This is a genomic window from Clostridium sp. NSJ-49, assembly GCF_014287725.1.
Classification (GTDB): Bacteria; Bacillota; Clostridia; order Clostridiales; family Clostridiaceae; genus Clostridium; species Clostridium disporicum_B.
Window position 1 is genome coordinate 24498 of the sequence record NZ_JACOOP010000003.1, and the last position, 26689, is coordinate 51186.

The 26689-nt window shown below is 29.4% G+C and carries 25 protein-coding genes; 19 read left to right on the plus strand and 6 right to left on the minus strand.

Going from position 1 to position 26689, the window contains the following annotated elements; all coding sequences use genetic code 11:
- Position 1: 1 nt before the first annotated feature.
- The gene (locus tag H8S10_RS01475) at positions 2–1696 is read left to right on the plus strand and encodes an ABC-ATPase domain-containing protein (protein WP_055265204.1); all 1695 of its coding nucleotides are present in this window, start codon (positions 2–4) and stop codon (positions 1694–1696) included.
- A gap of 106 nt (positions 1697–1802) precedes the next feature.
- Here H8S10_RS01475 and H8S10_RS01480 read toward each other — a convergent pair whose 3' ends face one another.
- Positions 1803–3182: a YjiH family protein gene (locus tag H8S10_RS01480; RefSeq protein WP_186837719.1), complete on the minus strand. Its 1380-nt coding sequence runs from the start codon at positions 3180–3182 to the stop codon at positions 1803–1805.
- A gap of 186 nt (positions 3183–3368) precedes the next feature.
- Here H8S10_RS01480 and proB point away from each other — a divergent pair, with 186 nt between their 5' ends.
- The 4 genes from proB to H8S10_RS01500 all read left to right on the plus strand — a co-directional run bounded on the left by proB (position 3369) and on the right by H8S10_RS01500 (position 6777).
- The gene (gene proB, locus H8S10_RS01485; RefSeq protein WP_055265200.1) at positions 3369–4178 is read left to right on the plus strand and encodes a glutamate 5-kinase; all 810 of its coding nucleotides are present in this window, start codon (positions 3369–3371) and stop codon (positions 4176–4178) included.
- 11 nt (positions 4179–4189) lie between these two features.
- Entirely contained in the window at positions 4190–5434 is a 1245-nt protein-coding gene (locus tag H8S10_RS01490) for a glutamate-5-semialdehyde dehydrogenase (protein ID WP_186837720.1), read from the plus strand.
- Between the two features lie 37 nt (positions 5435–5471).
- Positions 5472–5918, plus strand: a complete 447-nt coding sequence (locus H8S10_RS01495; RefSeq protein ID WP_186837721.1) for a GNAT family N-acetyltransferase — start codon at positions 5472–5474, stop codon at positions 5916–5918.
- A gap of 235 nt (positions 5919–6153) precedes the next feature.
- Complete coding sequence (locus H8S10_RS01500) at positions 6154–6777, plus strand: YdcF family protein (protein ID WP_186837722.1); 624 nt, start codon at positions 6154–6156, stop codon at positions 6775–6777.
- Between the two features lie 53 nt (positions 6778–6830).
- Here the strand turns inward: H8S10_RS01500 and H8S10_RS01505 are convergent, their stop codons facing one another.
- From H8S10_RS01505 to H8S10_RS01515, 3 genes are all read right to left on the minus strand, one after another.
- The gene (locus H8S10_RS01505; protein WP_186837723.1) at positions 6831–7109 is read right to left on the minus strand and encodes a hypothetical protein; all 279 of its coding nucleotides are present in this window, start codon (positions 7107–7109) and stop codon (positions 6831–6833) included.
- Positions 7102–7995 (minus strand): ParM/StbA family protein, encoded by an 894-nt coding sequence (locus H8S10_RS01510; protein WP_055265190.1) that lies wholly within the window; start codon positions 7993–7995, stop codon positions 7102–7104. Before H8S10_RS01510 ends, H8S10_RS01505 begins: the two co-directional genes overlap by 8 nt.
- Positions 7996–8157: 162 nt before the next feature.
- Positions 8158–8346, minus strand: a complete 189-nt coding sequence (locus H8S10_RS01515) for a DUF1778 domain-containing protein (RefSeq protein WP_186837724.1) — start codon at positions 8344–8346, stop codon at positions 8158–8160.
- Between the two features lie 178 nt (positions 8347–8524).
- On the opposite strand from H8S10_RS01515, the gene H8S10_RS01520 reads away from it, so the two are divergent.
- The 9 genes from H8S10_RS01520 (at position 8525) to H8S10_RS01560 (ending at position 18017) form a co-directional block, all read left to right on the plus strand.
- Positions 8525–9298 carry an SDR family oxidoreductase gene (locus tag H8S10_RS01520; RefSeq protein WP_186837725.1) on the plus strand — a complete coding sequence of 258 codons (774 nt, stop codon included), beginning with the start codon at positions 8525–8527 and terminating at the stop codon, positions 9296–9298.
- 105 nt (positions 9299–9403) lie between these two features.
- Positions 9404–9682, plus strand: a complete 279-nt coding sequence (locus H8S10_RS01525) for a hypothetical protein (RefSeq protein ID WP_070205668.1) — start codon at positions 9404–9406, stop codon at positions 9680–9682.
- Between the two features lie 231 nt (positions 9683–9913).
- On the plus strand, positions 9914–10687 hold the full coding sequence (gene murI / locus H8S10_RS01530; protein WP_186837726.1) for a glutamate racemase: 774 nt from the start codon (positions 9914–9916) through the stop codon (positions 10685–10687).
- 170 nt (positions 10688–10857) lie between these two features.
- Positions 10858–11130, plus strand: coding sequence for an STAS-like domain-containing protein (locus H8S10_RS01535; RefSeq protein ID WP_186837727.1), 273 nt, complete (start codon positions 10858–10860; stop codon positions 11128–11130).
- A gap of 153 nt (positions 11131–11283) precedes the next feature.
- Entirely contained in the window at positions 11284–11805 is a 522-nt protein-coding gene (locus H8S10_RS01540; protein ID WP_186837728.1) for a peptidylprolyl isomerase, read from the plus strand.
- 20 nt (positions 11806–11825) lie between these two features.
- Positions 11826–12188: a DUF3783 domain-containing protein gene (locus H8S10_RS01545; RefSeq protein WP_055265178.1), complete on the plus strand. Its 363-nt coding sequence runs from the start codon at positions 11826–11828 to the stop codon at positions 12186–12188.
- Between the two features lie 6 nt (positions 12189–12194).
- Entirely contained in the window at positions 12195–12866 is a 672-nt protein-coding gene (locus tag H8S10_RS01550; protein WP_055265176.1) for a helix-turn-helix transcriptional regulator, read from the plus strand.
- A gap of 85 nt (positions 12867–12951) precedes the next feature.
- Positions 12952–16614, plus strand: coding sequence for a S8 family serine peptidase (locus H8S10_RS01555; protein WP_186837729.1), 3663 nt, complete (start codon positions 12952–12954; stop codon positions 16612–16614).
- Between the two features lie 65 nt (positions 16615–16679).
- On the plus strand, positions 16680–18017 hold the full coding sequence (locus tag H8S10_RS01560; protein ID WP_186837730.1) for a peptidoglycan-binding domain-containing protein: 1338 nt from the start codon (positions 16680–16682) through the stop codon (positions 18015–18017).
- Between the two features lie 144 nt (positions 18018–18161).
- Here the strand turns inward: H8S10_RS01560 and H8S10_RS01565 are convergent, their stop codons facing one another.
- Positions 18162–19223, minus strand: a complete 1062-nt coding sequence (locus tag H8S10_RS01565) for a hypothetical protein (protein ID WP_055265170.1) — start codon at positions 19221–19223, stop codon at positions 18162–18164.
- Positions 19224–19370: 147 nt separating this feature from the next.
- Here H8S10_RS01565 and H8S10_RS01570 point away from each other — a divergent pair, with 147 nt between their 5' ends.
- From H8S10_RS01570 to H8S10_RS01585, 4 genes are all read left to right on the plus strand, one after another.
- Entirely contained in the window at positions 19371–20459 is a 1089-nt protein-coding gene (locus H8S10_RS01570) for a hypothetical protein (RefSeq protein ID WP_186837731.1), read from the plus strand.
- Between the two features lie 101 nt (positions 20460–20560).
- Positions 20561–21493: a TIGR01212 family radical SAM protein gene (locus H8S10_RS01575; protein WP_055265167.1), complete on the plus strand. Its 933-nt coding sequence runs from the start codon at positions 20561–20563 to the stop codon at positions 21491–21493.
- Between the two features lie 115 nt (positions 21494–21608).
- Entirely contained in the window at positions 21609–22154 is a 546-nt protein-coding gene (locus tag H8S10_RS01580; protein ID WP_242855889.1) for a sigma-70 family RNA polymerase sigma factor, read from the plus strand.
- The gene (locus H8S10_RS01585) at positions 22147–22815 is read left to right on the plus strand and encodes a hypothetical protein (RefSeq protein WP_186837732.1); all 669 of its coding nucleotides are present in this window, start codon (positions 22147–22149) and stop codon (positions 22813–22815) included. Before H8S10_RS01580 ends, H8S10_RS01585 begins: the two co-directional genes overlap by 8 nt.
- Positions 22816–22935: 120 nt before the next feature.
- Here the strand turns inward: H8S10_RS01585 and H8S10_RS01590 are convergent, their stop codons facing one another.
- Entirely contained in the window at positions 22936–24111 is a 1176-nt protein-coding gene (locus tag H8S10_RS01590; protein WP_186837733.1) for a class I SAM-dependent rRNA methyltransferase, read from the minus strand.
- Between the two features lie 379 nt (positions 24112–24490).
- Here H8S10_RS01590 and H8S10_RS01595 point away from each other — a divergent pair, with 379 nt between their 5' ends.
- A complete protein-coding gene (locus H8S10_RS01595) occupies positions 24491–26503 on the plus strand; it encodes an ABC transporter substrate-binding protein (RefSeq protein ID WP_186837734.1) in 2013 nt (670 codons plus the stop codon).
- Positions 26504–26689: the final 186 nt, after the last annotated feature.

The following is a 26689-nucleotide window of genomic DNA, read 5'->3' on the forward strand; positions in this document are numbered from 1 at the left end:
CATGAAAAATCAAAATGATTTAAAAAGAGAATTACAGAGAATAGATGGCAGAGGATATAAATCATATAAAGATTTAGAAGGACAATATGATTTTGGAAACTTTATTTTGAGTATAGATCATGTTCAAGGTGATCCTTTTGCATCACCTTCAAGAGTAAGAATAATAGTAGATAATAATGTAGCTAAATTTCCTAGTAGCTTATTAGATTTAAAATACAAAAATATAGCAGTATGCGATTTTCTAACTAGATTATTTAGTAAAAATATACGAAAATATGGTGAAAAGATATTTGGTTCAGGAAAAAGTGGATTAATTGAAATTAGTAGATGTCCTCAAGAAATCTTGGACAGGACTTCAGTTATATTTGATAAAGGTAAAATAGAAGTTAGATTTTATGTTGGATTCCCTGCAAAAGGAAGAAGTGTATTAGCTAAAGAGTTGGAAAAAATATTATTTAATGTAGTACCTACTTTAGTAGAGAATACACTTATATACAATAATATAGATTATAAAGCGTTAATAAATAGAGTAAAACTTGTTGAAGACCAAACATATATTAGAGAAAATCTTAATAATAGAGGATTAGTAGCATTTGTAGCTAATAATTCAATACTTCCTAGAGAAAGTGGAGTATCATCAAGACCATTAAGAGATGGAAAAAGATTTATATCACCTAAAGAGCTTGAAGTGGAATTTAATACGCCTAATAAGGGAGTTATAAGAGGAATGGGAATACCTAAAGGAATAACACTTATCGTAGGTGGTGGATATCATGGTAAATCTACATTACTAAGAGCTTTAGAATTAGGAGTATATAACCATATAGAAGGTGATGGAAGAGAATTTGTAATTACAGAAGATACAGCTTTAAAGGTAAGAGCAGAAGATGGAAGAGCTATAAGTAAGACAGATATAAGTCTTTTTATAAACAATCTTCCTAATGGAAAGAATACAACTAGCTTTGATACTGAAAATGCTAGTGGAAGTACTTCGCAGGCTGCTAATATTGTTGAAGGAATTGAAGCAGGGGCTAATACATTACTAATAGATGAAGATACTTCTGCAACAAACTTTATGATTAGAGATAGTATAATGCAACAATTAGTGGCAAAGGAAAAGGAACCAATAACACCTTATATAGATGTAGCTAAAAGTCTTTATAATAAATTAGGAATTTCAACGATACTTGTAGCGGGAAGTTGTGGAGACTTTTTTGATATAGCTGATTTAGTAATTCAAATGGATAATTATGAGCCTTTTGAAGTTACAGAAAGAGCAAAATCATTAAGCAGAGGAATAGTAGATCATAATAAGGAAATTGATGTTACTATAAATACTAAGAGAATTTTACAAAAAGGAACAATAGAGTTTGGACCAAAAGGAGTAAAAACTAAGTCTTTAGGAGTAGATGGAATTTCTATAAATAAAGAAAATATAGATTTAAGAGCTGTAGAGCAAATAGTAGATTCAGAGCAACTAAATACCATTGGTGCATTTATGAAGTACGTAGAAATTAATTTAATGAATAAAGGCTTAAACCTAAAAGAAGCTGTAGATAAAGCTTATGAGGTTTTAGATAACAATCTAATAGATATAGATAAGATAAAAGGTGGATACGGAAGCTTTGCTATGCCAAGAAAACAAGAAATAATGGCATCATATAATAGATTTAGAAAATTAAAAGTGAAGAATTAATAATTAAAAATTTAGGTGGAAACTGCTTATGCAGTTTCTTTTTTTATCATAAAAAAATCAGCCTCTTGGGCTGATTTTATAATTAAGTATTCTTTATTACTTTTAATTAGTAAAGGAAGTTTGCTATTAGTACAATAACAGGTAGTGTTATTAAAGTTCTTTCTACAAAAATTATTAATATTTCTTTTAAGTTTACAGGAACTTTTGAACCAAGTAAAACTCCACCTACTTCTGACATGTATATAAGCTGTGTTACAGATACACAAGCAATTATAAACTTAGTCATTTCATTAGTTATTGTAGTAGAAGCTATAACTGATGGTAATAGCATATCTGCGAATCCAACAACTAATGTTTGAGAAGCTGCTACAGCTTCAGGTACTTGTAATAATTGTAGTACAGGTACAAATGGTAATCCTAATATTCTAAATATTGGAGTAAATTCAGCAATTACAAGTGCTATTGTAGCAAAACACATTACTATTGGAAGAACTCCCATCCACATATCTAATATATTTTTAAATCCTTCTACAAAGAAGTTTTTTGCATCTGAATTTTGAGAAGCCTTTTCTATAGCACATTTATATCCCCAGCTTAAAGATGTATGTCCTTCAGGAACATCTTCTGAAGAATTTTCAGCTTTTTTACCTTTATAATAAATATCTTTTTTCTTTGAAAGTGGTGGTATTCTAGGAACTATTATTGCAGCTACTATACCAGCAAAAGTTACTGTTAAGTAGAATGGTATAAACATTCCATTAAGTCCTATAGTTTGAATAACAATTAAGCTAAATGTTATTGATACAGCAGAGAATGTAGTACTAACTACAGCTGCTTCTCTTTCAGTGTAAAATCCATCTTCATATTGTTTACTTGTTAATATTATTCCTAAAGTACCATCTCCAAGCCATGAAGTGATACAATCTATTGATGAACGTCCTGGTAATTTAAACAAAGGTCTCATAACCTTAGTTAAAAGGGAACCAACGAATTCTAATAATCCAAAGTTAAGTAATAATGGTAGTAATAATCCTGCAAAAAGGAATATTGAGAAAAGAATAGTTAATAAATCATTAAATACAAACCCACCAGATACATCACTAATTATGAACTCAGGACCTACTTGTAATAAAGTTAATACACCAAAGATGCTACCAACAATTCTTGAAATAGCCCAAAGAGGTGTTGTACTAAATAATGATTTTAAAAAATTATTTTCTAAAATAAACTTAGGTTTAAAAACAGAAGTTATAAAAGTCATTATACCTGATATAGCTAATGTTGCAGCAATTATATAAGGTAATGAACCCCCAAGTAATTCTGTTAGCTTATTAGATAGTATTGCAACAGGTATTGTAATATCCCCATTATAGCTAATTGGTGTCATGAATAATAATACACCTAATAATGAAGGTATGATAAATTTTATATTGTTTTTAAAATTAAATTTATTTTCACTGAATGATTTAGAATTTGATATGTCCATTTTGTATCCCCCTTTATGTAAAAATTAATATTTATGCAACAATACTAATTTTATATGCAAAAATATAAAAAATCAATAGTCTTTATGCATAAAAATAAGAATAAATAGAATATTGATTTTTATGGTAAAAATAATTGAAAATAATTATAATATAAAGATAAGTATAAAGTATAGGAGCTGAGAATCTTGGAATATAGAAATGAACTAAAGAATTGCAACAGAATAGTTGTAAAGGTAGGAACATCAACGCTTACTTATGATAATGGAAATATAAATCTAACTAGAATTGAGAAATTAACAAGGGTTATTTCTGATTTAATGAATAGTGGAAAAGAAGTTATTCTTGTAACATCAGGTGCTGTTGGAGTAGGTGTTAATAAACTAAAACTTAAAGAAAAGCCAAAAACGATAAAAGAGAAGCAAGCAGCAGCTGCCGTAGGACAATGTGAACTTATGCATATATATAGTAAATTTTTTGGAGAGTATAGTCACGTTGTGGGACAAGTGCTCCTTACAAGAGATGTAATAGAAGATGACCATGTAAGAGAGAACGTTGTAAATACATTTGAAACTTTAATAGAAAATAAAATAATACCTATAGTTAATGAAAATGATACAGTGGCTATAGATGAAATAGAAAATATAGTTAGATTTGGTGATAATGATAACTTATCTGCGATAGTTGCTGGATTGGTTTCAGCAGATCTTTTAATAATTCTTTCTGATATTGATGGATTCTATGATTCAGATCCGAGAAAAAACCCAAACTCTAAACTTATAAAAGTTGTAGAATGTATAACTCCGGAGCTAGAAGCATGTGCTGGAGGTGCAGGAAGTAGCCTTGGAACTGGTGGAATGGCAACTAAATTAACTGCGGCTAAAACTGCAACATCATTTGGAGTACATATGATATTAGCAAATGGTAATGAACCAACTATTCTATTAGATATAATGAATGGCAATGAAATTGGAACATTATTTCTTAAAAATAATTAGGAGGATGAATTATGAGTGAGTTAATTTTAAAAGGACAAAAAGCAAAAGAAGCTTCTAATATATTAGGCAATTTATCTACAGGTGAAAAAAATAAAGGTTTATTAGCTATGGCTGATTATCTTGTAAAATACAAAGACTTTATAATTGAAGCAAATAAAATAGATTTGCAAGAAGCTGTGAATAGAGGTACAGCTAAAGCTATGTTAGATAGATTATCGTTAGATGAAAAAAGAGTAGAAGGAATGGCTAATGGATTAAGACAAGTTGCTAGCCTTCCAGATCCAGTAGGCGAAGTTGTATCAATGTGGACTAGACCAAATGGACTACAAATAGGTCAAAAAAGAGTTGCTATGGGAGTAATAGGAATAATCTATGAAGCTAGACCTAATGTAACTAGTGATGCTGCAGGACTTTGTTTTAAAGCGGGAAGTGCAGTTATATTAAGAGGTGGTAAAGAAGCTATATATTCTAATAAAGCTATAGTAAAGGTACTAATTGAAGCTTTAAAATCTGTAGACTTACCAGAAAATAGTATTAAATTAATAGAAGATACTAGTAGAGAAGTAGCTACTGAAATGATGAGATTAAATGACTATATAGATGTTCTTATTCCAAGAGGTGGAGCAGGGCTGATTAAAGCTGTAGTAAATAATGCAACTGTGCCAGTAATAGAAACAGGAACAGGAAATTGTCACATATATATTGATGAAGAATGTGATTTTGAAATGGCTAAGAATATAGTTATAAATGCTAAGACTTCAAGACCATCAGTTTGTAATGCAGCAGAGAAGTTATTAGTTAATGAAAAGATAGCTGATGACTTTATGCCATTTATATTAAAAGAGCTAAGAGCTAGCGGAGTAGAAGTAAGAGGAGATGAAAGTGCTATAGCTTATGATAAAGATATAATTCTTGCATCAGAAGAAGAATGGTACAACGAATATCTAGATTATAAGATAGGTGTTAAAGTTGTTAAAGATATAGACGAAGCTATAACTCATATAAATAGCTTTAGTTCAGGACATTCTGAAGCTATAGTTACAAAGAGCTATGAAAATTCACAAAAATTCTTACAAAGGGTAAATTCAGCAGCAGTTTATGTTAATGCATCAACTAGATTTACAGATGGTGAAGAGTTTGGTTTTGGAGCTGAGATAGGAATAAGCACTCAAAAGCTTCATGCAAGAGGACCTATGGGATTAAAAGAACTTACTACTATTAAATATATTATTTATGGAAACGGACAAATAAGGTAGTTTGATTTCGTAAAAGATGAAAGGAGTTGAGGAGTATATGGATTTTGAAATAAAATCTTTTAATGACTTAACCGTTGATGAGATGTATGAGATTGCTAAGTCTAGGTTTGAGGTTTTTGTTTGTGAACAGGAGATTACTTCAGAGCAAGATTTTGATGATAAAGATAAGAAATGTCATCATGTAATGTTAAAAGAAGAGGGAATAGTTGTAGCTTATTCAAGAATAGTTCCTAAGGGAATGGGATATGACAATATATCCATTGGAAGAGTTTTAGTACTCCAAAGTCACAGAAGAAAAGGCGTAGCCAAAAAGATGATGGAAGCTTCTTTAGAGTTTATAAAAAATAATCTAAATGAAAGCACAGTGGTTTTATCTGCACAATTATACGTTAAGGACTTATATGAAAGTGTAGGGTTTAAGGTGATTTCAGATGTGTATGACGAAGTGAATATACCTCATGTAAAAATGAATATTGAATTATAACAAAAAAAACTAGTACCATAGTTGGGGGACATTTGGTACTAGTTTTTTATTTATGGTGGTTTTTTAGGGGTAAATAATAATGCTTTAACTACTTTATGTATTTAATAATATACCTGTTTTGTGTCATTTTGATGGCGATAAGAAAGAATAGAATAAGGTTATACATGGTAAAATAAAGATACAAAAAAATTAAATATAACATACAATATACTATATTATTTTTTTAGGAGTATATATGGAATATATATTGTGGGGTTGTTTAATAATTGTTATTTTGGCAGCTTTAAGTTTTATAACTATATTACTAATAATAAAAAGTTACGATAAAAGATATATATTAAATAAAAATTCAGTAATAGGTAAGTGTGATGCTGTTATCGTGTTAGGGGCGGGAGTGCGAGCAGATGGAAATCCATGTGATCTTCTAGCAGATAGAATTAAGACTGGTGTAGAAGCGTATTTAAATAATGATTGTAAAGCTATTTTACTTACAGGTGAAGAAAAAGATGAAACGTATAATGAGGTTTTAGTAATGAAGAGATGGATTAAGAGAAATTATGAAGAGATAGATAGCGACATAATTTTGTTAGATGGATTAGGGCTTTGTACATATGACAGTATGTATAGAGCAAAAGATATTTTTCATATAAATAGTGCAATAATATCTACTAATAGATATCATCTACCAAGAGCTATATATATTGCAAGAAGGCTTGGAATAAAAGCGTATGGGATACCATCAGATTTAAGACCTTATGACAGAATGAAGAAATATAAGAGGAGAGAGGTTTTAGCTCAAATTAAGGATTTTTTCTTAGTTAATATAGAAATATTAAAAAGACACAAATTAAATGTATAAATTGTATAGATTGTAATAACAAGTAATACAAAAAACACAACAGCAGATGAGTTTTACTCATCTGCTGTTAATGATAACAGCCTGTCCAATTCGTCGATTTGGAATTCATCAATTTCTTCTTTAGGTTCAACAGGTATATCCTTAATAGATGTATCTAAGTTAGTTGAAATAGGAGCAGGCATAGTATTTATAACATTGTAACCACGGAGCTTTTCTGCAATAAGAACGGTTATATAAGCAGAAAAATCTAAACCTAAGCTTTTAGCTTCTTCTGTGGCAAATTCTTTAATATGGCTAGATAGGGTGATAGTTGTTTTTATTTTCTTATGCATTCTTAGTTCGTCCTATAATATCATAAGTTTTTACATTTATCATTTGAGCATCATCAAGAACTTTGTATTCAGATAAATATTTTTTAAGTAAGAGTGACCCACCACCAATAAAAAGCCATCTAGAGTATTTGGATTGTTCAGGAAAAGACTGCTTTATAGAGTTAATAATTTCTTTAGCTTTAAAGCTTAATATACTATCTATATCTTTAGATATGTCTATTTCTTTCCCTTCTACATAAATGCAACGATCATCAATTAGTTCTTGCGCTTTCATGCGATTAGAATAGTTAATTCCATATTTAGATAGTGTTTGAAGTAACGTATCATACATACTGTTAACTCCAAGAGGGTAGGTTTTAGCTTCTTTAAATTGTCCTTGACTCATATAAGTTATATCAACTGTACCACCGCCAATATCAACAACTAAGGTATCCTTTTCTACTAATGACTTATCATATAAAAATAAACCGGCAGACTGAGGGAAGACTATAACACTAGTTATAGTAAAACTTTTAAATTTACCATTAATTTTAAGAGCAACTTGTCTATCTTTTAGAGCTCTTATTAGAGGTAACTTTTGCTCAGCAAAAAATTGAGCTGGTAAACCAGTGATTAATCTAACATTATTATCTATAGTATTAGTCATAGAAGCAGCAATAGCAGTATATAAGCAAAGGTGGAATATAGCATCTTTCTCTCTGCTCTGCTCAGTACTAGTAAAACCATCAGTATTTCCTATTAAATAAGTTTTATTATTATATTCTACAACATATTTAGCAGTTTCTAATTCATGAGTTTGTTCTTTTATTGTTGAAAGGAAGGAACCTTCCATATTTTCGCCTATAAAATTAGTAGTATTATATCCAATATCAGCACTTATTCTCATTTCTATCACATCCTTTTATAAATTTTTTTTATTGTAATTGTATGGTGATTATATGTTGGTTATACACCAGTATGCTTTTTTGCATAAAAAAAGTTATGTTCAAAAATAATTAATTGAAATTTTGTATGGTTATTATATGGCGATTATATGGTATTTATATGTTTAATCATCTTTAGAGCTAAGCAAATCTAATGTAACTTCGGAATTTTGGCTAGTTTCAGTATCACTAATTGCTTTCATAAGACTTAGAAGCGTAAATTCTGTTATAGTGAGCCCAAGTTTTCTAGCTGTACGTTTTATTGCTAATTTCTGCTCGGCTGTAACACGAAGCATTATTGTTGCATCTTTCATAAAATCCCCCTTTGTATATATTGTATAGATTGTCTTTACAATATATACAGTAACATAACTTATATTGAGAAAAATGTAATAATATGGGAGCGAAATAAGGGAAAATATCGACTAATTTCGTAGATACTACTGCTAATATAAGATGATATAATGGTTTTATAAGAATTGGAGGAAAAGTATGGATAATAATTATGTTTTAATTACAGGAGCATCAAGTGGAATAGGGTATGAGTTAGCAAAGCTTTTTGAAAGAGATGGCTATAATTTGATATTAGTAGCTAGAGATAAAGAAAAATTACAAATGGCAGTAGATAAGTTAAATAATGAAAAAAATAAAATTATCATGTTAGATGTAGATTTATCAAGAGAAGATGAAGTTGATAAGCTTATAAAATATATTAATAAGAATGAAATAGATATAAATATTTTAGTTAACAATGCAGGGATTGGTTCATTTGGAGAATTTGCAGAGATAGATTGGAAAACGGAAGAGAAGTTAATAGATATAAATATAAAAGCGTTAACTAAATTAACTAAATATTTTTTACCAAAGATGATTGAAAAGAAATCAGGAGGAATATTAAATGTTGCTTCTACAGCAGCTTTTGCATCAGGACCAAGAATGGCTACATATTATGCATCTAAAGCATATGTGTTAAATCTTACCGAAGCAATTCATGAAGAGGTAAAAGAATATGGAATAAATATATCGTGTCTTTGCCCAGGGCCTGTTAGAACTAGTTTTCAAAGCAAAGCAGGTATAAAGAAATCAGAAAAGGCTAAGAAGTATCTTATGAATGCAGATATAGTAGCTAAAGTAGGATATGATAAGTTTAAAAAAGGAGAAGTTATTATAATTCCTGGATTTAAAAATAAAGTATTAGTAAATGCAAATAAATTATTACCTAGAGCTATCTCTAGAAAAATTATTTTAAAAACAAATAAGAAGTAAAGTTAATTTAAGGTAATAAATTTGTAAAAAAATGTTGAAATATATATTGACCAAGAACGAATGTTCTGATAAAATAACATCAGAACAACAGTTCGGAGGTGCGATATGAAAGGTAATAGAGGGATTTTTGTTAAACTTAATTATAAAAATATTGGAGAGTTAAATAGCTTTGTGTATGACATGACAAACGGGGTAAATAAAGATGATGATAAATATGTTATGTGTGCTGGGAAATATGATAAAAATGGATGGACAATAGTATTTAAGGCAAAGAGTATAAATGAAGCACAAGAATTAGTAACTAGAAATTCTCAAAAGAGAAGTAGAAAGATAAACTCAAGCATTATTGAAAAAGAAAAAGTTAGCATTCCATCATGGATGTAATGGAATATTAAATAGATAATAAAAAAGTAAGTAGATTTACTTTCTATAAAGGTATAGAATATTTATAAGTAATATAAGTGATATTCCAAATTTAAAATTACACATAGATATTAACAAATAATAAAAGAATTAGATTTTTTATTTTGTAGTTATATACAGTGTATTTGCTTGAATAATTTAGTAGTAAGTTTTATTATAAATTTGGACTATATAAATTGGAGTGAGAATACCTTGAATAAGAAAGAGATGCCAATAGGTTTTTTAGATTCTGGATTAGGAGGAATAAGTGTATTAAGAGAAGCACTTAAGATAATGCCTAATGAGAATTATATATATTTCGGAGACTCAAAAAATGCACCATATGGGACAAAGACAAAAAAGGAAATAAGAGATTTAACATTTAATACTGTTGAGTTTTTATTAGAAAAAGGAGCAAAGGGCATAGTTGTAGCATGCAATACTGCAACTAGTGCAGCTGTAGCAGAATTAAGATTAGTATATCCTGATATACCATTAGTAGGTATAGAGCCAGCAATAAAGCCAGCAGTAGAACTGGGTAAAAAAGGCAAGATATTAATGATGGCTACGCCTATGACAGTAAAACAAGATAAGTTTAAATATTTATTAAATAGATACAAAGATAAAGCTGATATAATTCCAATACCATGTGAGGGATTAATGGAATTCGTTGAAAATGGGAATTTTACGGGAGAAGAATTAGAAGAGTATTTAAAAGAAAAACTTCATGGATATGATAGTAGTAATACTTCTTCTATAGTTTTAGGATGTACTCATTATCCATTTGTTAGCGAGGCAATCAAGAATGTAATAGGAAATGATATAGAAATTATTGATGGTGGACTAGGTACTGCAAGAGAAATAAAAAGGAGATTAGCAGAAAAAGATCTCTTAAATGATTCTCATCAAAAAGGGAAGATAGAAGTATATAATTCATCAGATGAAGAGAGATTCATAGATTTAAGTTGGAAATTAATAAATTTATAGCAAGAGGCCGAAAGGCTTCTTTTTTACTTTAAATACTATTACTAAAAACAGATATATATAAAATCATAAAAAAATATCGTTAAAATATTGACAATCAATTAAGTGTGATGTATTATAATAACATAAGAAGGAATTTTCAGAAAATTTTAAAATATAGAGGGGGATTAATCATGAGAAAGGATATTAAGGTAAAAAATTTATTAGGAAATAGCTATTCATGCGAAGATGCTATAGTTTTAAAGGATAGCATAAGAAAAAATATAGAATCAGGCATAGTATTAGATTTTGAAGGATACGATAGAATTTCAACATCATTTTTGACTTGCCTTTTCTCAGAGTTAATAGAAAAGTTAGGAAGAGAGTATGTTTTTAAACATATTTCTGTTAAAAATTTGACGAATTATTCAGATTATTCTAGGGTTGTTTTAGGAACAACATTTTAATATAACAATTAATAATACAGTTTTTTTAAGCTTCGTTACTATCGAAGCTTATTTTTTTGAAAATAATTCAACAATTTAATGCTAAATTATTGAATTGCTGTAGATAAATATGATAATAATAAGTTATAGCAAAATGAAAGAGAGGTATTTTTTATGAAAAACCCAATAGTAACATTCGAAATGGAAAACGGAGGAGTTATAAAAGCTGAATTATATCCAGAAGTAGCTCCAAATACAGTAAAGAACTTTGTTGATTTAATAAATAGAGGATTTTATGATGGATTAATATTCCATAGAGTAATACCAGGATTTATGATTCAAGGTGGATGCCCAGAAGGTATGGGAATTGGAGGACCTGGATATTCAATAAAGGGTGAGTTCTCTAGAAATGGATTTAAAAATGATTTAAAACATACAAGAGGAGTTCTTTCAATGGCAAGAGCTATGAGCCCAGACTCAGCAGGAAGCCAATTCTTCATTATGGTTGCAGATGCTCCACATCTTGATGGACAATACGCTTCATTTGGTAAAGTTATAGAAGGTATGGATGTAGCTGATAAGATAGTTGTAACTAAAACAGATTACAATGATAAACCATACGAAGATCAAGTTATGAAGAAAGTAACTGTTGATACATTTGGTGAAAAGTTCGATGAGCCAGCAATAATAGAATAGTATAATTATGGGGGATTGAGATGTTGGATAATAATAAGTGTATTTTAGCTTATGGTCTAACTAATGATGAATTAGAATGGTTAAATGAATTTAATTATAAAGTTATTAATGTATTACCTGATATGTGTGAAATGACTTTAAAAGAGGTACTCGATGGATTAAGATTTGAAATTATTAATAATAATCCTATAAAAGAGAAAGCAATAATATATAATAACTTTCCAGAGAGTGAATTGAGAGAAGCTATAGCTTTAACTAGAACTAAAATAAAAGGTGGAGTTTTAGCTATGGTAACGCCAAACTCTATTAATTGGACTTTTAATTATTTAATAAACCATTTAATAGAAGAGCGAGAATGGCATTTAAGAAATAGAAAGGAATAAAATCAAATGAGTAGAGTTGGGCAAAGAATTAAAGAAGCAAGATTAAAGTCTGGGATGTCTCAAAAGGTACTTGCTAAAAAATTAGGTGTTGCAGAAAAATATATAAATGATGTTGAACTTGGTAGAAAAGTAGTTCAAGAATCTTTTATAGATAAAGCAGCTAAAATATTAAATACAGATTTAAATGATATAAATATGGTAGTTACTGATGAAGCTCTTATGGAAGAAAGAAAGACTTTAGAAGTTAATAAGAAGCCTAAAAAGGTTGAAACAACTGAAGTTTGGAATGATGCCTTCGCTTCAGTATTAAAAAGTGTACCTATTTTTGATTATAGTTTAAACAATATAAAAGGAAAAAAAGAATTGCCTGTTCGCTCGAATAAGGTTGAAGGTTTTCCGCAGGATAAGGTTCTATACATAGAAATTCAAGATAATGAAATGTCTGGATTTAGAATGATTAAAGGTGATTTAGCTTTTGCTCATTTAGTAAAAGAACCTAGCAATAATGGAATTTTCCTTGTTGATTATAAAGGGGAAAGAATTATAAGACAATTAAAAAGTTTAGGTAATTCTAAATATCTATTAGTTAGCAACGGGGGAGCCCTAATGACTGAAACTGTTACAGTTAAGGAATTCGAAGTTGTAGCAAAATTAGAAAGAATAGAAATTACTTTATAAAAGATGCCAAAAGGCATCTTTTTTTATTGCAATAAATACAAAGTTTAAGTAATAAGCATATATTAGATTAAAGAATTTTTTTGGGGTGAAAATTATAGAAAATAATAAATTAAGGCAAGATCTATTAGGTACACTGAAAAAATTACCGGCAGAAATTCTAAATAAATTGAATATATCAAGCACTTATTTAAATAAATCGGCAGATGATTTAATAGAGGTTGTTATTATTTCTGGCGAAGCTGTGGATAAAGTTAGACAAACTGTGGATAACTTAGGTGGAACTTATGAAGATTTAGGCTATAACTTCGGTTTAGTAAAAATACATGTGGATAAGATTGTGGATTTAACTCTTAGTCCTGTAATTCAATATATAGAGCTACCAAAGAGTTTATATTTAACAGATGCACAAGCAAATAGGGCTTCATGTGTTCAAACAGCTCAAGGAGCTTATGGTTTGTTAGGAGAAGGCACATTAGTTGGATTCATAGATACTGGAATAGATTATACTCATCCAGCATTTAGAAATGATGATGGAACAACTAGAATTGAATATATATATGACCTGGATGGTGACGGTAAAGTATATGATAAAGAAATGATAAATCAAGCATTAAATTCTAACGATCCATTATCAGTAGTTAACTTAACAGATGTAGTAGGACATGGAACTCATGTAGCTGGAATAGCTTGTGCTGGAGGTAAAATAGATAAAAACTATTATGGTGTTGCACCAAAGAGTTCTATTGCAATGGTAAAGGTAACAAGGACTAGGTTTTCATTAAGTACATTAATAATGCGAGGTTTGAAATTTCTTGTTGATAGGTCAAAAGAATTACAAATGCCACTGGTAGTTAATATTAGCTTAAGCACTAATGATGGAGCTCATAATGGAAGTAGTCTTTTAGAACAATATATTCAAACTGTATCCTCTTTAGAGAAAATAACTATAGTAATTGCTGCAGGAAATGAGGGGGAAGCAGCTCACCATATAGGTGGAGACATAAATAATGAAAATAGAATAAATTTTAACGTTGCTAGCGATGAAACTATGGTTTCTATAAATTTATATAAATCAGTTTTACCACAATTGAGCCTAGAGCTTATATCTCCCGAAGGGAAAAGTAGTGGCATAATAAATTTAATTGAAGGCTTTAATAGTGGAGTTGTTGGTTCAAGTAGGTATGATATATATGATACAGGACCTAAGCCATTTGATATTAGCGGTGAAATAGGAATTGTATTATTTGGAGTAAATACTTTTATTTCTAGTGGACAATGGACAATAGTTCTAAGAAGAATAAATGATTATGAGGGAAATTTTGATATGTGGCTCCCTATATCTGAGGGGCTAAATGTAAGTACAAAATTCTTAAATCCTACTGTATATAATACATTAGGTATTCCTGCAACTGTTAGAAATGTAATATCTGTTGGAAGCTATAACTTTTTAACAAATACTATTTCGCCTTTTAGCGGAAGAGGAAGATTATATAACGGAGGAGAAATAAAGCCAGATATTGTTGCACCAGGTGAAAACATAGAATCAGCTATACCTAATAGAAGCTTTGCAGCTAAATCAGGAACATCAATGGCAACTCCTAGTGTAACAGGAATATGTGCATTAATGATGGAATGGGGGACTGTAAAGTTTAATGATCCATATTTATATGGAGAGAGATTAAGATATTATATATTATTAGGAGCTAAGAGGGATAGAAGAGATGTTATTTACCCAGATCCATCTTGGGGATATGGAGAAGTTTGTGCTTATGATAGTTTAAGTTTAATAACTGAGGTTATTAATAGTTTACTTAGAGACAAAAATGAAAAAGAAAAAGGTAATAGACAAGAAAATATTGTACCAAGCACAAATGGTACAAATACAGTAACAAATAATAATCAGCCAAGTAGCAATACAAACATAAATACAGGTAATAATGCTACAAATACTGTAACACCTACTACTTCAAGTAATACCGATAAGAATGATGTATTTTTATTAGTTGAGATTCCGACGAGAGAAGCTTTTTTACAAGCTTTAAAATTGCCAGATACTAAAGGTGTTATTATATCTGAGACATTTGCTATATTAATTACTCCTGAAAATAACATTCCTGATATAGAAAAATTAGGTATAAAAATAATTGATATAGAAATATCTACAATATTAACTTTAAATCAAATTACACCATTAGAAGCTAGTGGGATAGAGAGTATAAGGCAGAATCCTTATTTAAGATTAAATGGAAGAGGAGTACTTGTAGGAATAGTAGATACTGGAATTGACTACCTAAATCAAGAATTTATGAGGGAAGATGATACATCAAGGATATTCAGAATATGGGACCAAACTATACAAGGAAATAAAGAAATTTATAATTTAAATTATGGAATAGAATATACTGAGGAACAAATAACAGAAGCTATAAAGTTACAAAAAAGTGGAGGAGATCCTTATACATTAGTAGCAACTAAAGATACTATAGGCCATGGAACGGCTATGGCTAGTATTATTGGAGGTCGGGGAATAAATCCAGATTTAAAAGGAGCAGCACCAGATTGTGAGTTTGTAATAGTTAAGCTAACTCAAGCTAGTAAAACTGAATTAGAGAGAGCATTCATAGATTCAAATGTTCCAAGCTATACTCCATGGAGTGTATTACTAGGTATTAGATATATAACAGCTGTTGCGAAGGAAGTCAATAGACCAGTAGTTGTATATATTCCTCTTGGTAGCAATATGGGCTCACATACAGGAAACGGTATTGTAGAAGGGAGTATTAATAATAATAGTGGAAGAATTGGTACAGTTTTAGTAACTCCTACTGGAAATCAAGGTAATACTGAGACGCATACACAAGGTGTAATCGAAAAAACTGGTGATTATAAGGATATACAAATAAGAATGGGCTCTAAACAAAAAGTGTTGCCTATTGAAATATGGATGAACAAACCTAATAGAGTAGTTCTTTCAATCATATCTCCTTCAGGTGAAATTATTCCTAATCTAACATCGAAAAACACCAATAAGGAAAGAATAAAGTTTACTTATGAAGGAACTGAAATGATTGTTAATTTTACAAGTCCAGAGCAAACTACAGGAGATGGATTGATATCTATACAAGCATCAAACATAAGAGAAGGTATTTGGAAGTTTAGATTGACAGGTGAATATATAGTAAATGGAAATTACTATGCATGGATACCTCAAAGAGAATTAATAGATGCAGATACAAAGTTTTTAAGTCCGGTTGAGGATACTACATTAACACTTCCGAGCACAGCATCTGGAGCTATATCAGTAGCATATTATAATCAAAATAATAACTCAGTAGTTGGAGAGTCAGGAAGAGGATATACAAGAGATGGAAGAATAAAACCAGAGATTGCAGCAGGAGGAGTAAATGCTTTAGTTGCGAGACCAGGTGGAGGAACTACTACAATTACAGGAGCATCTGTGGGAGGAGCTGTTGTTGCGGGAGGATGTGCATTAATATTACAGTGGGCAATAGTAGATGGTAATGACCCAACTTTATATTCTAATCAGATAAAATCATACATTATAAGTGGAGCAAATGGAAGGCAGGGAGATATATATCCTAATAGAGATTGGGGTTATGGAATGTTTGATTTAGAAAAAGTTTTTGATGTAATAAGGGATGTATATTCACCGAAATTTGATAATCAGAGTAGGTATGATGAATATAACGTTGGAAGTTTATTTGTACGAAAGCCTAAAGAAGATTAATGTAGTAACTAATTAAGATTAGAAATCATATTTATATTAGTGGAGAAATATATTAAGGAGAAATTATGGCTGAAAAGGGAAGATTAAAGATACAATGTTACGTAAATGATACCTATATCCCAGTAGATGGGACTAAAGCTATATTGAAGCCATCAGCAGGTCAAGAAGGGGAAAGTAAAGAAGTAAATCTTGTCACAAATTCATCAGGAGAAACTGAAATAATAGAATTAGATGCTCCTCCATTTGCATATTCTCAGGAGCCATCAAGACCAACACCATACAGTTTATATGATTTAAGAATTGAGAGAGCTGGATTTCAAGATTTAACAGTAAATGGAATTCAAATCTTTTCTCAATCTCTTGCAATTCAACCTTGTTATTTAATTTCGGCTAGCGATATTATCAGTAGAAAGACAAGAGCTGATATTATAAATATAGCCCCACATACCTTAAACGGTAATTATCCATCAAAGATACCAGAAGAAGTAGATAAACCATTACCACCACCAACAAGTGGGGTTGTACTTCCAAAACCAGTAGTACCTGAATATATAACAGTTCATGATGGAAGCCCAAATAATGATTCTGCACCTAATTACAAAGTTCCTTATAAAGATTACATTAAAAATGTAGCTTCTTGTGAAATTTATTCTACTTGGCCTGAAAGTACAATAAGAGCTAATGTATATGCAATAATATCTTTTACTCTTAATAGAATATATACAGAATGGTATAGGGGAAAAGGAAAAAATTACGACATAACTAACTCTACTGCATATGACCATGCATTTAATTATGGTAGAAATTTATATGACAGCATAAGTGTTATAGTCGATGATATATTTTCAAGTTATATTAGGAGATATGGAAGAAAGCAACCTTTATTAACTCAATATTGTGATGGTAAAAACGTTCAATGTCCTGGATGGATGACTCAATGGGGAAGTAAATATCTTGGTGATCAAGGAAAGACACCATATGATATACTAACTCATTTTTATGGAGATGATATAGAACTTGTAACAGCTGAAGTTGTTGAAGGTTCACCTAAATCTTATCCTGGTTATGATTTAACTGTAGGATCAAGTGGACCAGAGGTTCAAACTATACAAGAGCAACTAAATAGAATAGCACAGAATTATCCGCTTATACCTAAGGTCGCTGTTGATGGAGTCTATGGAGATTCAACCAAAGAATCAGTAAAGGTATTTCAAAGCATATTTAATCTACCACAGACAGGGATAGTCGATTATGCAACATGGTATAAGATATCAGACGTATATGTTGGAGTAACAAGAATAGCAGAATTAAGAGGATCAGTTAAGAGAACATTTATACCACCAGTATCATTTGATATAATGAATAACAAGAATATACCTAGCTTAACTTATTTTGAAGACTAATTTAGTTACTAAGTGAAGATAAGAGTGGCTTGTACAGAGAAGTGTTTATCTTATATGAAAAGAAATATGCCCACGGCAGAGAAATTGTGCCGTAGGCATATTTTTTATAAGTGTATTCAAATAAATATTTAACTGTTAACATGATTAACAGTTAAGTTCTTTTTTATGTTTAATGTAAAAGTAAATGCATTGAGAGATAAATATTAAGCTTAATATCCCAAATAGAGGGTAAAGTATAGATATTAAATTACTAAATCCTATTTGTGATATAGGTAGTGCTACTGCAAGTACTAAGAAAATACCATGTTTAAATTTTATATTAAAAGTTTGTTCTAAACTTTTACTTATAGAGTAAACATCAGAAACTTCTGTAGAGAACATTTCTAACCAGATTATTATTAGCAATATAGCTTGAATTATATTACCAAATCTTTGAGCTACTAATAATAGAGGTATTTCGTATTGATATATATATGGTTGATTTATAAATAATAATAAGTTAATTATACAAGAAAGAACTGTTAAACCTAATGCACCGAAAATAACTCCATAAGTCATAATCTTAGGTTTTTTTACTTCATTACTTAAAGGAACTAGAACTCCAGAGCAACATAGAACATTGTATCCAGCATAAAGGATAGTAGATAAAACAATTCCGCTTTTTTGAGGTTCAAAACTATTAATAAATTCAAAACTAAGTGTATCATTAGAGAATAGGCAATAAAGTATGAAGATTACAGAAATAGTTGTTATAAGTGATGGAACAATAAAAGAATTTACTTCAATTAAACCGTTTGTATCTCTTAACAAAAATATAGATGCTACTCCAAGCATAATTAAAGTTCCGACAATTTTAGGTATACCAAAAAATTGATTAATTAAAGCCCCACTTCCAGCTAAAATTATAGATGCGCTAGAAAGCAAGTAAACAGTAGTTATTATTCCAGTTATCTTTCCTAATAAATTTGGACTAATTACTTTTAATACGTCAGTATAAGAATTAAGTTTATAAGCTATTCCTATTTTACAAATAATAGAGCCCATTATGATATAAAAAATACCACAACATATTATGCCAATAAAGCTACTTAATCCATATGATGTAAAGAACTGAGTTATTTCTTTACCAGAAGCAAGCCCAGCTCCAACAATAGTCCCTATAAATACTACAGCTATCTGAAAAATTTTAGTTAAATCTTTTTTCAATTACATCCCTCCAATATATTCCTAATATAAAATATATAAGTTTTACATTAGTTTTATTCTTTATTTATGAATAAGAGAGAATTTTATAGAAAAAATAAAATTATATAACTAGTTTTAGAAAGAATAATATTAAAGGTGGTTATCAAATTGAAAATAAATAAATCACTAATTGTAATTATAATGCTAACAATATCAATTTTAACTGGATGTTCTAAAGTAGAAGATAAAGATGATGTAGCTATTAACTTATTTGATATGCAAAAAGCAAATAATATAGTAAAAGATTATTTGAATAATGTTATTTCAGGAAATCTTGATGCTGCAAATAATTTGCTTTCAGAAGAGTTAGTAAGTTCTAATAAAAACACAGGAGAAGGTGTTTCAAAAATTATTTCTTTTAAATCTGATGAATCTATAGAAGGTAGTAATTATGCATATTTTATTTATAATATAGTAAGAAGTTCAGATGTTGAACCTAAAAGTGATTTAGAGAATATTACTTTTAAAATAAAAAAACAACATAACGAATATAAGATTGATGAAATAAAATCTAAATCAGAAAAAGAAATTTATACAAAGGGTAATGGGTTACGTGTAATAGGAGAAGAAGGTGGCAAGAGTAGTTTAATTATTAGTTTAAGCAATTTACCTAAAGATACATACTTAAAAGATAATAATATAATGCTTTACAAAGATATAGTTCCTAAGCAGTCATTTGGAAAGGTTTGTTTAAGTTTTACAGGAAAAAGAATTGCAATAACAACAACCGATAATAAAGATTCATATATATGTATAGCGTACATAGATGAAGCATTAATGACTAGTGCTCAACCAGGAAATGAAGGTGGTAATTCAGGAGCAAGTTTAGGTACTGAAAATATTGATGTATTAGAGGACGCTTTAGAAAAACCTATTGCACAAAAGTTAGTTACTATAGATTTATTGAAGGATAGCGAAGTAACAAAATTTGTTTTTTCAGAAGAAGAGGATATCTTACAAGTAAACTATAACAATAAGTATAATAAAGAAAGAGTTAGACTATATAAAAGTGATAATGGAGAATTAATTCAAACTGAGTTAGATACTATGTTCCCAGAAGAAAAATATAATATTTCTAATGGAAAGTTTGAAGAAGATGTTTTTAAATTTAAAGTAACGACTTCTGAAGGACAACAAGAAGCTCTAAGTGGGGAATATATTTTAGATTTAGAAAACTTGGAAATTAATAAGTTGTAATTAATAGATGAGTGTTTTAAAATAGTTAATAATAAAATTAATTAAAAGGGAATCAGTATTTAGCTGATTTCCTTTTAATATCATTAAAATAGGAGTTATATATGAGAAAAGAATGGAATGGTAAGAGATATCATAGCTTAAATTATTTCCTAAGAAATAAATTTAATGAGAAAATATATAAAATATCATTAGACGGTGGATTTACTTGTCCTAATAGAGATGGGAAAGTAGCTAAGGGAGGATGTACATTCTGTAGTGCTAGAGGTTCAGGTGACTATGCTGGTAGTAGAATATTATCTATTAATGAACAGTTTGCTGATAGAAAAAAGATGATGGAGAAAAAGTGGAAAGATGGAAAGTATATTGCTTACTTTCAAGCCTATACTAATACTTATGCTCCAGTAGAAGAGTTACGTCAAAAGTATGAAGAAGCAATAAGCCAAGAAAATGTAGTAGCATTATCTATAGCAACAAGACCTGACTGTTTAGATGATGATGTAGTAGATTTACTTGAAGAGATAAGTAAGAAAACATATCTTTGGGTAGAGCTTGGGCTTCAAACTGTTAATGATGAAAGTGCAAGAAACTTTAATAGAGGATATGATTTTGAAGTTTTTAAAGAAGGAATAAAGAAACTTCAGGATAGAAATATCGAAGTTGTAGTACATACTATTTTTGGATTACCAGGTGAGACTAAAGAAGACATGCTAAAGACTGTTGATTATGTAGCTCATTCAGGAGCTCAAGGAATAAAGTTCCATTTACTTCATTTAATGAAAGGAACACAAATGGTTAAACAATATGAGAGCGGAGAATTACAATTATTAAGTCAAGAAGACTATATTGATTTAATATGTAAAGGAATAGCTATGTTACCACAAGAAATGGTCGTACATAGACTAACAGGAGATGCTCCAAGAGAAAGTTTAATTGGACCAATGTGGAGTTTAAAGAAGTGGGAAGTTTTAAATTCTATAGATAAAGCATTAGAAGATAATGATATTTATCAAGGGAAAAATTATATAGAAAAGTAAGAATGTTTTATTTTTACAAATAAAGAGTGCATAGCACTCTTTTTTAATTTAAAATAACATTTAAGGGAACAAATTAAAGATGTTAAAAGTCTAATTTTTGAAGGGAGCGGATTATGTGGAAGCTTCAATGGAGACTCAGAATAATAAAGTTGTGAGCATAGAAGTAAGAAGAGCAAAAAATGGTGATAAAGATGCTTTTTGTAATCTAATCAGAATAAATAAAATGTCAATGTATAGAGTAGCAAAATCTATATTAAGTAAAGAAGAAGATGTGGAAGATGCTGTTTCTGAAGCAATACTAAAAGCATATAAAAATATAAAATCCTTAAAAGATGAGAGTTTATTTAAGACTTGGCTTATAAGAATAGTAATAAATGAAAGCAATACTATTTATAAAAAGAGAAGTAAAGAGATAAGTGTTGAAAATGAACATTTTATTAATGTACAAGTTAATGATAAATATAAGGATTTAACATTGTATAATGCTATAAATTCATTGGATGAGGACTTGAGAACTACAACTATATTATTTTATTTTGAAGATATGAAATATAAAGATATAGCAAATGCTTTAGGGATAAAAGAAGGTACAGTAAAGTCGAGATTATCGAGAGCGAAAGAGAAGTTATATAATATTTTAAGGGAGGATCTTCATGGATAAGTTTGATGAGTTTTTAAAGAAAAAAACTGAAGATGAAAATAATGAATTCACTTTACCAGAATCTTTTAATCTCAAAATAGAAGAAACTTTAAAGTGTTTAGAAGATAATAAAAAAGAAAAGTGGTATAAGAATAGAAAAATAATATCTATGGTAGCTTGTTTTGCGTTAGTATTTTTTGTTGGATTAAGATATACAGTATTTAATGGTAGTTTAACAATAAATGAGAGTACTACTATGGATATGCAATCAGATAGTGTTCAAAGGAGTAGTATACCTGAACCAGAAATATCAAATTATAGTTTAGAAAATAGTGAAGATTTTATTATTAATCAAAATGAGGTAAAAGAATTAACTATTAAGTCACTATCTGGGGAGGCAAAATTTAAATTTGTTAATAAAGAAGAAGATATTAATAATATTATAGAGTCAATTAATAAATTATATAAATTTGAAGTAATTGACCAAGGAATATCAGAGTGGGATTTTTTAATACAAACAACTGGAGAGGTTAATCATACTATAGAAGTTAAAGGAAATTTAATAAATATAGATAATAGATGTTACGAGTCAAATGAAGATATTTCAGAAATTATAAGAAATATTTATGATAATTTAAATTACGAAGAAAAAAATATAAAATATTGTAATGTTACTTATTAACATAGATAACTTTAATTAATAAGTAAGAATTAAAAATTAATGATTAATGATGAAATTAGTTTATAAAAAAATAAAGCCAGCTTTGCTGGCTTTATTTTTTAATTATTTATGCTTAATTGATTAAACTACTTGGAAGATGAAGAATTTTAAGTAGTATGATTCATCTGAATTCCAAAGGATTGGATGATCTGAACTTTGAGTTCTTACCTCTATTTGTCTTAAAGTTCTTCTAGCATCGTGAGCAGCTTCTAGAACTGTCTTTTTAAGTTGTTCTTCACTCATATAGTGAGAGCAAGAGCATGTAGCGAAGTATCCACCTGGTTTAACCATTTTTAGTCCTCTAAGGTTAATCTCCTTATAACCTCTTATTGCAGCATTAACTGTATTTCTAGATTTAGTGAAGGCTGGGGGATCTAAGATAACAACATCAAATTGTCTTCCTTCTCTTGACCAATCACCAAGAACATCAAAAGCATTATGACATTCAAATTTAACAGTATCTTGAAGATTATTAAGCTCTGCGTTTCTTGTTGCACAGTCTATAGCATGTTGAGAAACATCTATACCTAATACAGATTTTGCCCCAGCTATTCCAGCGTTTAAAGCAAATGAACCAGTATGAGTAAAGCAGTCTAAAACATCTCTACCTTTGCATATTCTATGCATTGCAGCTCTATTTTCCTTTTGATCTAGGAAGAATCCAGTCTTTTGACCATTCTCTAAATCAACTATATATTTAACTCCATTTTCAACTATTTCAATATTAGTATCGAAAGGTTCTGTTAAGAATCCTTTAGTTTGTTCTAAACCTTCAATTTCTCTAGTCTTTATGTCACTTCTTTCATAAACACCTTTAGCACCATATTCTTCAACTAATATTTTAACGATTATATCTCTATATTTGTCCATGCCTAAAGTAGAAATTTGAATTACGTAATAATCACCAAATTTATCAACTGTTAATCCAGGTAAGAAATCAGCTTCACCAAATATAAATCTACAAGAAGATGTATCTATTACAGTTTTTCTGTAATCCCATGCAGCAGCAAATCTCTTTTTGAAAAAATCTTCATTGATTTCCTCATTTATATCTCTAGTCATTATTCTGATAGTGATTTTACTTTGGTCATTTATATAACCTTTTCCAATAAAATAATTCTTATGATTATATACCTCAACTATATCGCCATTTTCATAATCGCCATCATATTCATTTATTTCATCTATATATATCCAAGGACGACCTTGTTCTGCTCTCTTATTTTTACCTTTATGTAAATAAAATTTACAATTCATTTGTAAACATCTCCTTTATGAAATAAGTCTTATAAGATTATAACATAACTATTAATAAATCAATAATTAAAAATCAATTTATTAAAACAAGTCTATTAAAATTATATTAATATAACAAAATGAAACTAAAAAAGCACATTTTGTGACAAATTAAAAATAAATGATAAAAATAAATATTAAAAAAATATAAAAAACATGATTGACTTAATAAAATGATTATGGTAAAATTTTACCAACACATATATATGTAATAAAATGTAAAATAAGTAAAAATAGTAGTAAACACAATATAAATTAGAATAAAAGAGTATAATTGCTATAAAATTTAGCACTTTATATAAATTTATAAAAATGACAAAGATAAAAAGGGGGAAATAACATGAAAAGGAAGATACTTGCATTACTATTAGCCAGTACTATGTTACTAACTGTTGGCTGTGGTAATAAATCAACTAGCGACGGTGGGGACAGTAGCAATTCTGGTGGTAGTAGCAATAATACATTAGTTATTGGTACTCAATCATTTAATGGAGTATTTAATCCATTTTTCTATACTACAGCATATGATGCACAAGCATTTGAAACAGTATTCAGCGTAGTATCAGAATTAAATGAAAATAATGAATTAGTGGACAAGGCTGGTCACATAAGTTCAGAAGAAGTTAAAGCTGAAGATGGAACTGTACAAACACTTTATACAATTAAATTAAAAGAAGGAATGAAGTTCCATGATGGTGAAGATGTTACTATTGATGACTTAATATTTAGTTATTATGTAATGGCAGACCCAACATATGATGGTATGTCTACATTCGTTACTTCTTTAGATATAGTTGGTTTAAAGGAATACTACTATGATGATGCTGATTATACATCAAAAGTAGCTAAAATTTCTGAAGAAGCTAATGCAAAAGCTGCAACTGAAGAAGGGTTTATAGAATATTTAATTGCTACTAACTGTGAAGGTTGGTATGCTGGGGATCCAAATGGAGATGTTGGAGATGGAAGAACTTTCGTTCAATATTTAAAGGATGAAGGATATGAGGCTGATAGCGTTGCTTCAAAGAGTGATGAATTCTTAAAATTATTAGCTAAATGTGAATATGAAAAGTATGCTGATGGATATGATGCAGTTACTTACTGGACAAATGTATATTCTGAAGACTATATAAACCAAGGTTTAGCTGATGGTATTGATGTTCCAGAAATCGAAGGTATTAAGAAAGTTGATGATTTAACTTGTACAGTATTAGTTAATGGAATCAATATAATCGGAGACCGTCAATTAGCACAAACTTACTTAACACCAGAACATTACTATGGTGAGGGATTTGTTAAAGGTGACTTATCAATGGTAAAAGCTAAGAGTGGTACTCCAATGGGTTCTGGACCATTCAAATGGGTTGGATACAATAACAACGTTGTACACGTTGAAAGATTTGATGATTACTTCTTAGGTACTCCTAAGATAGAAAATATTAAATACCAAGTAATTGATGAACAACAAAAAGTTAATGCAATTATTTCAGGTGATATAGATATAACAGATCCAAGTGCTTCTTTAGAATTAATGGATGAATTAGAAGCTAACGGAATTGAATATTCTTTAGTTGGTAACCCTGGATATGGATATATAGCAATATCTGCTAAGAGAGTTCCAGAGTTAAAAGTTCGTGAAGGTTTAATGCACTTAATGACTAGAGAACAAGCAGTAAATACTTACTATGGTGAATTAGCTCAAGTTATAGAAAGACCAATGACTCCAACATTAGCAGAATATCCACAAGATGCAGAAGAATATTGGGGATATGATAAAGAAAAAGCTTTAGCTTGTTTCTTAGAAGCTGGATATGTACAAGAAAATGGTAAGTTAATGAAAGATGGAAAACAACTTTCAGTAGAAGTTGCTATAGGAGATGCTTCATCACATCCATCTACACCAATCTTAACTCAAATGAAATCTGATATGGAAGAGTTAGGAGCTGAATTAATAGTTAGTGACGTTGACTTCTCAATATTAACTAACCGTATAAACAACGATGACGTTGATATGTGGGTTATGGCTTGGGGTAAATCTACAAACTGTGACTTAACTCAAATCTTCGGTAGTGAATCTACTAAATCAGGTGGATCTAATAGAACTTGGGTACAAGATGCAAAAGTTGATGAATATTTAAAACAAGTAATGCAAACTCTTGACATTGAGGAAAGAAAAGAATTAGTTGCAGAAGAGTTAGACCAAATTATGAGTTGGGCTACTTATATGCCAGTTTACCAACGTAAAAACTTATTAATTTATAACCCTAATACAATTAACGTTGACACAATTCCTTCAAATACTTCAACTTATTACAATTATGTAAATGAAATTCATTTATTAGAATTAAATTAGTTCTATAGTATTAATGTATGAGGATGTTTTAATTAGCATCCTCATATTTTACATATAGTTACAATAAATAAATTAAATTTAAGTTATCTAGTGCAATGATTATAAAACTAAAATTTAATTGAAATGTAAAAGTAAATACTGTAGTAACTAATATCATTAAATACTTTAAATGTAATTTATTTATTG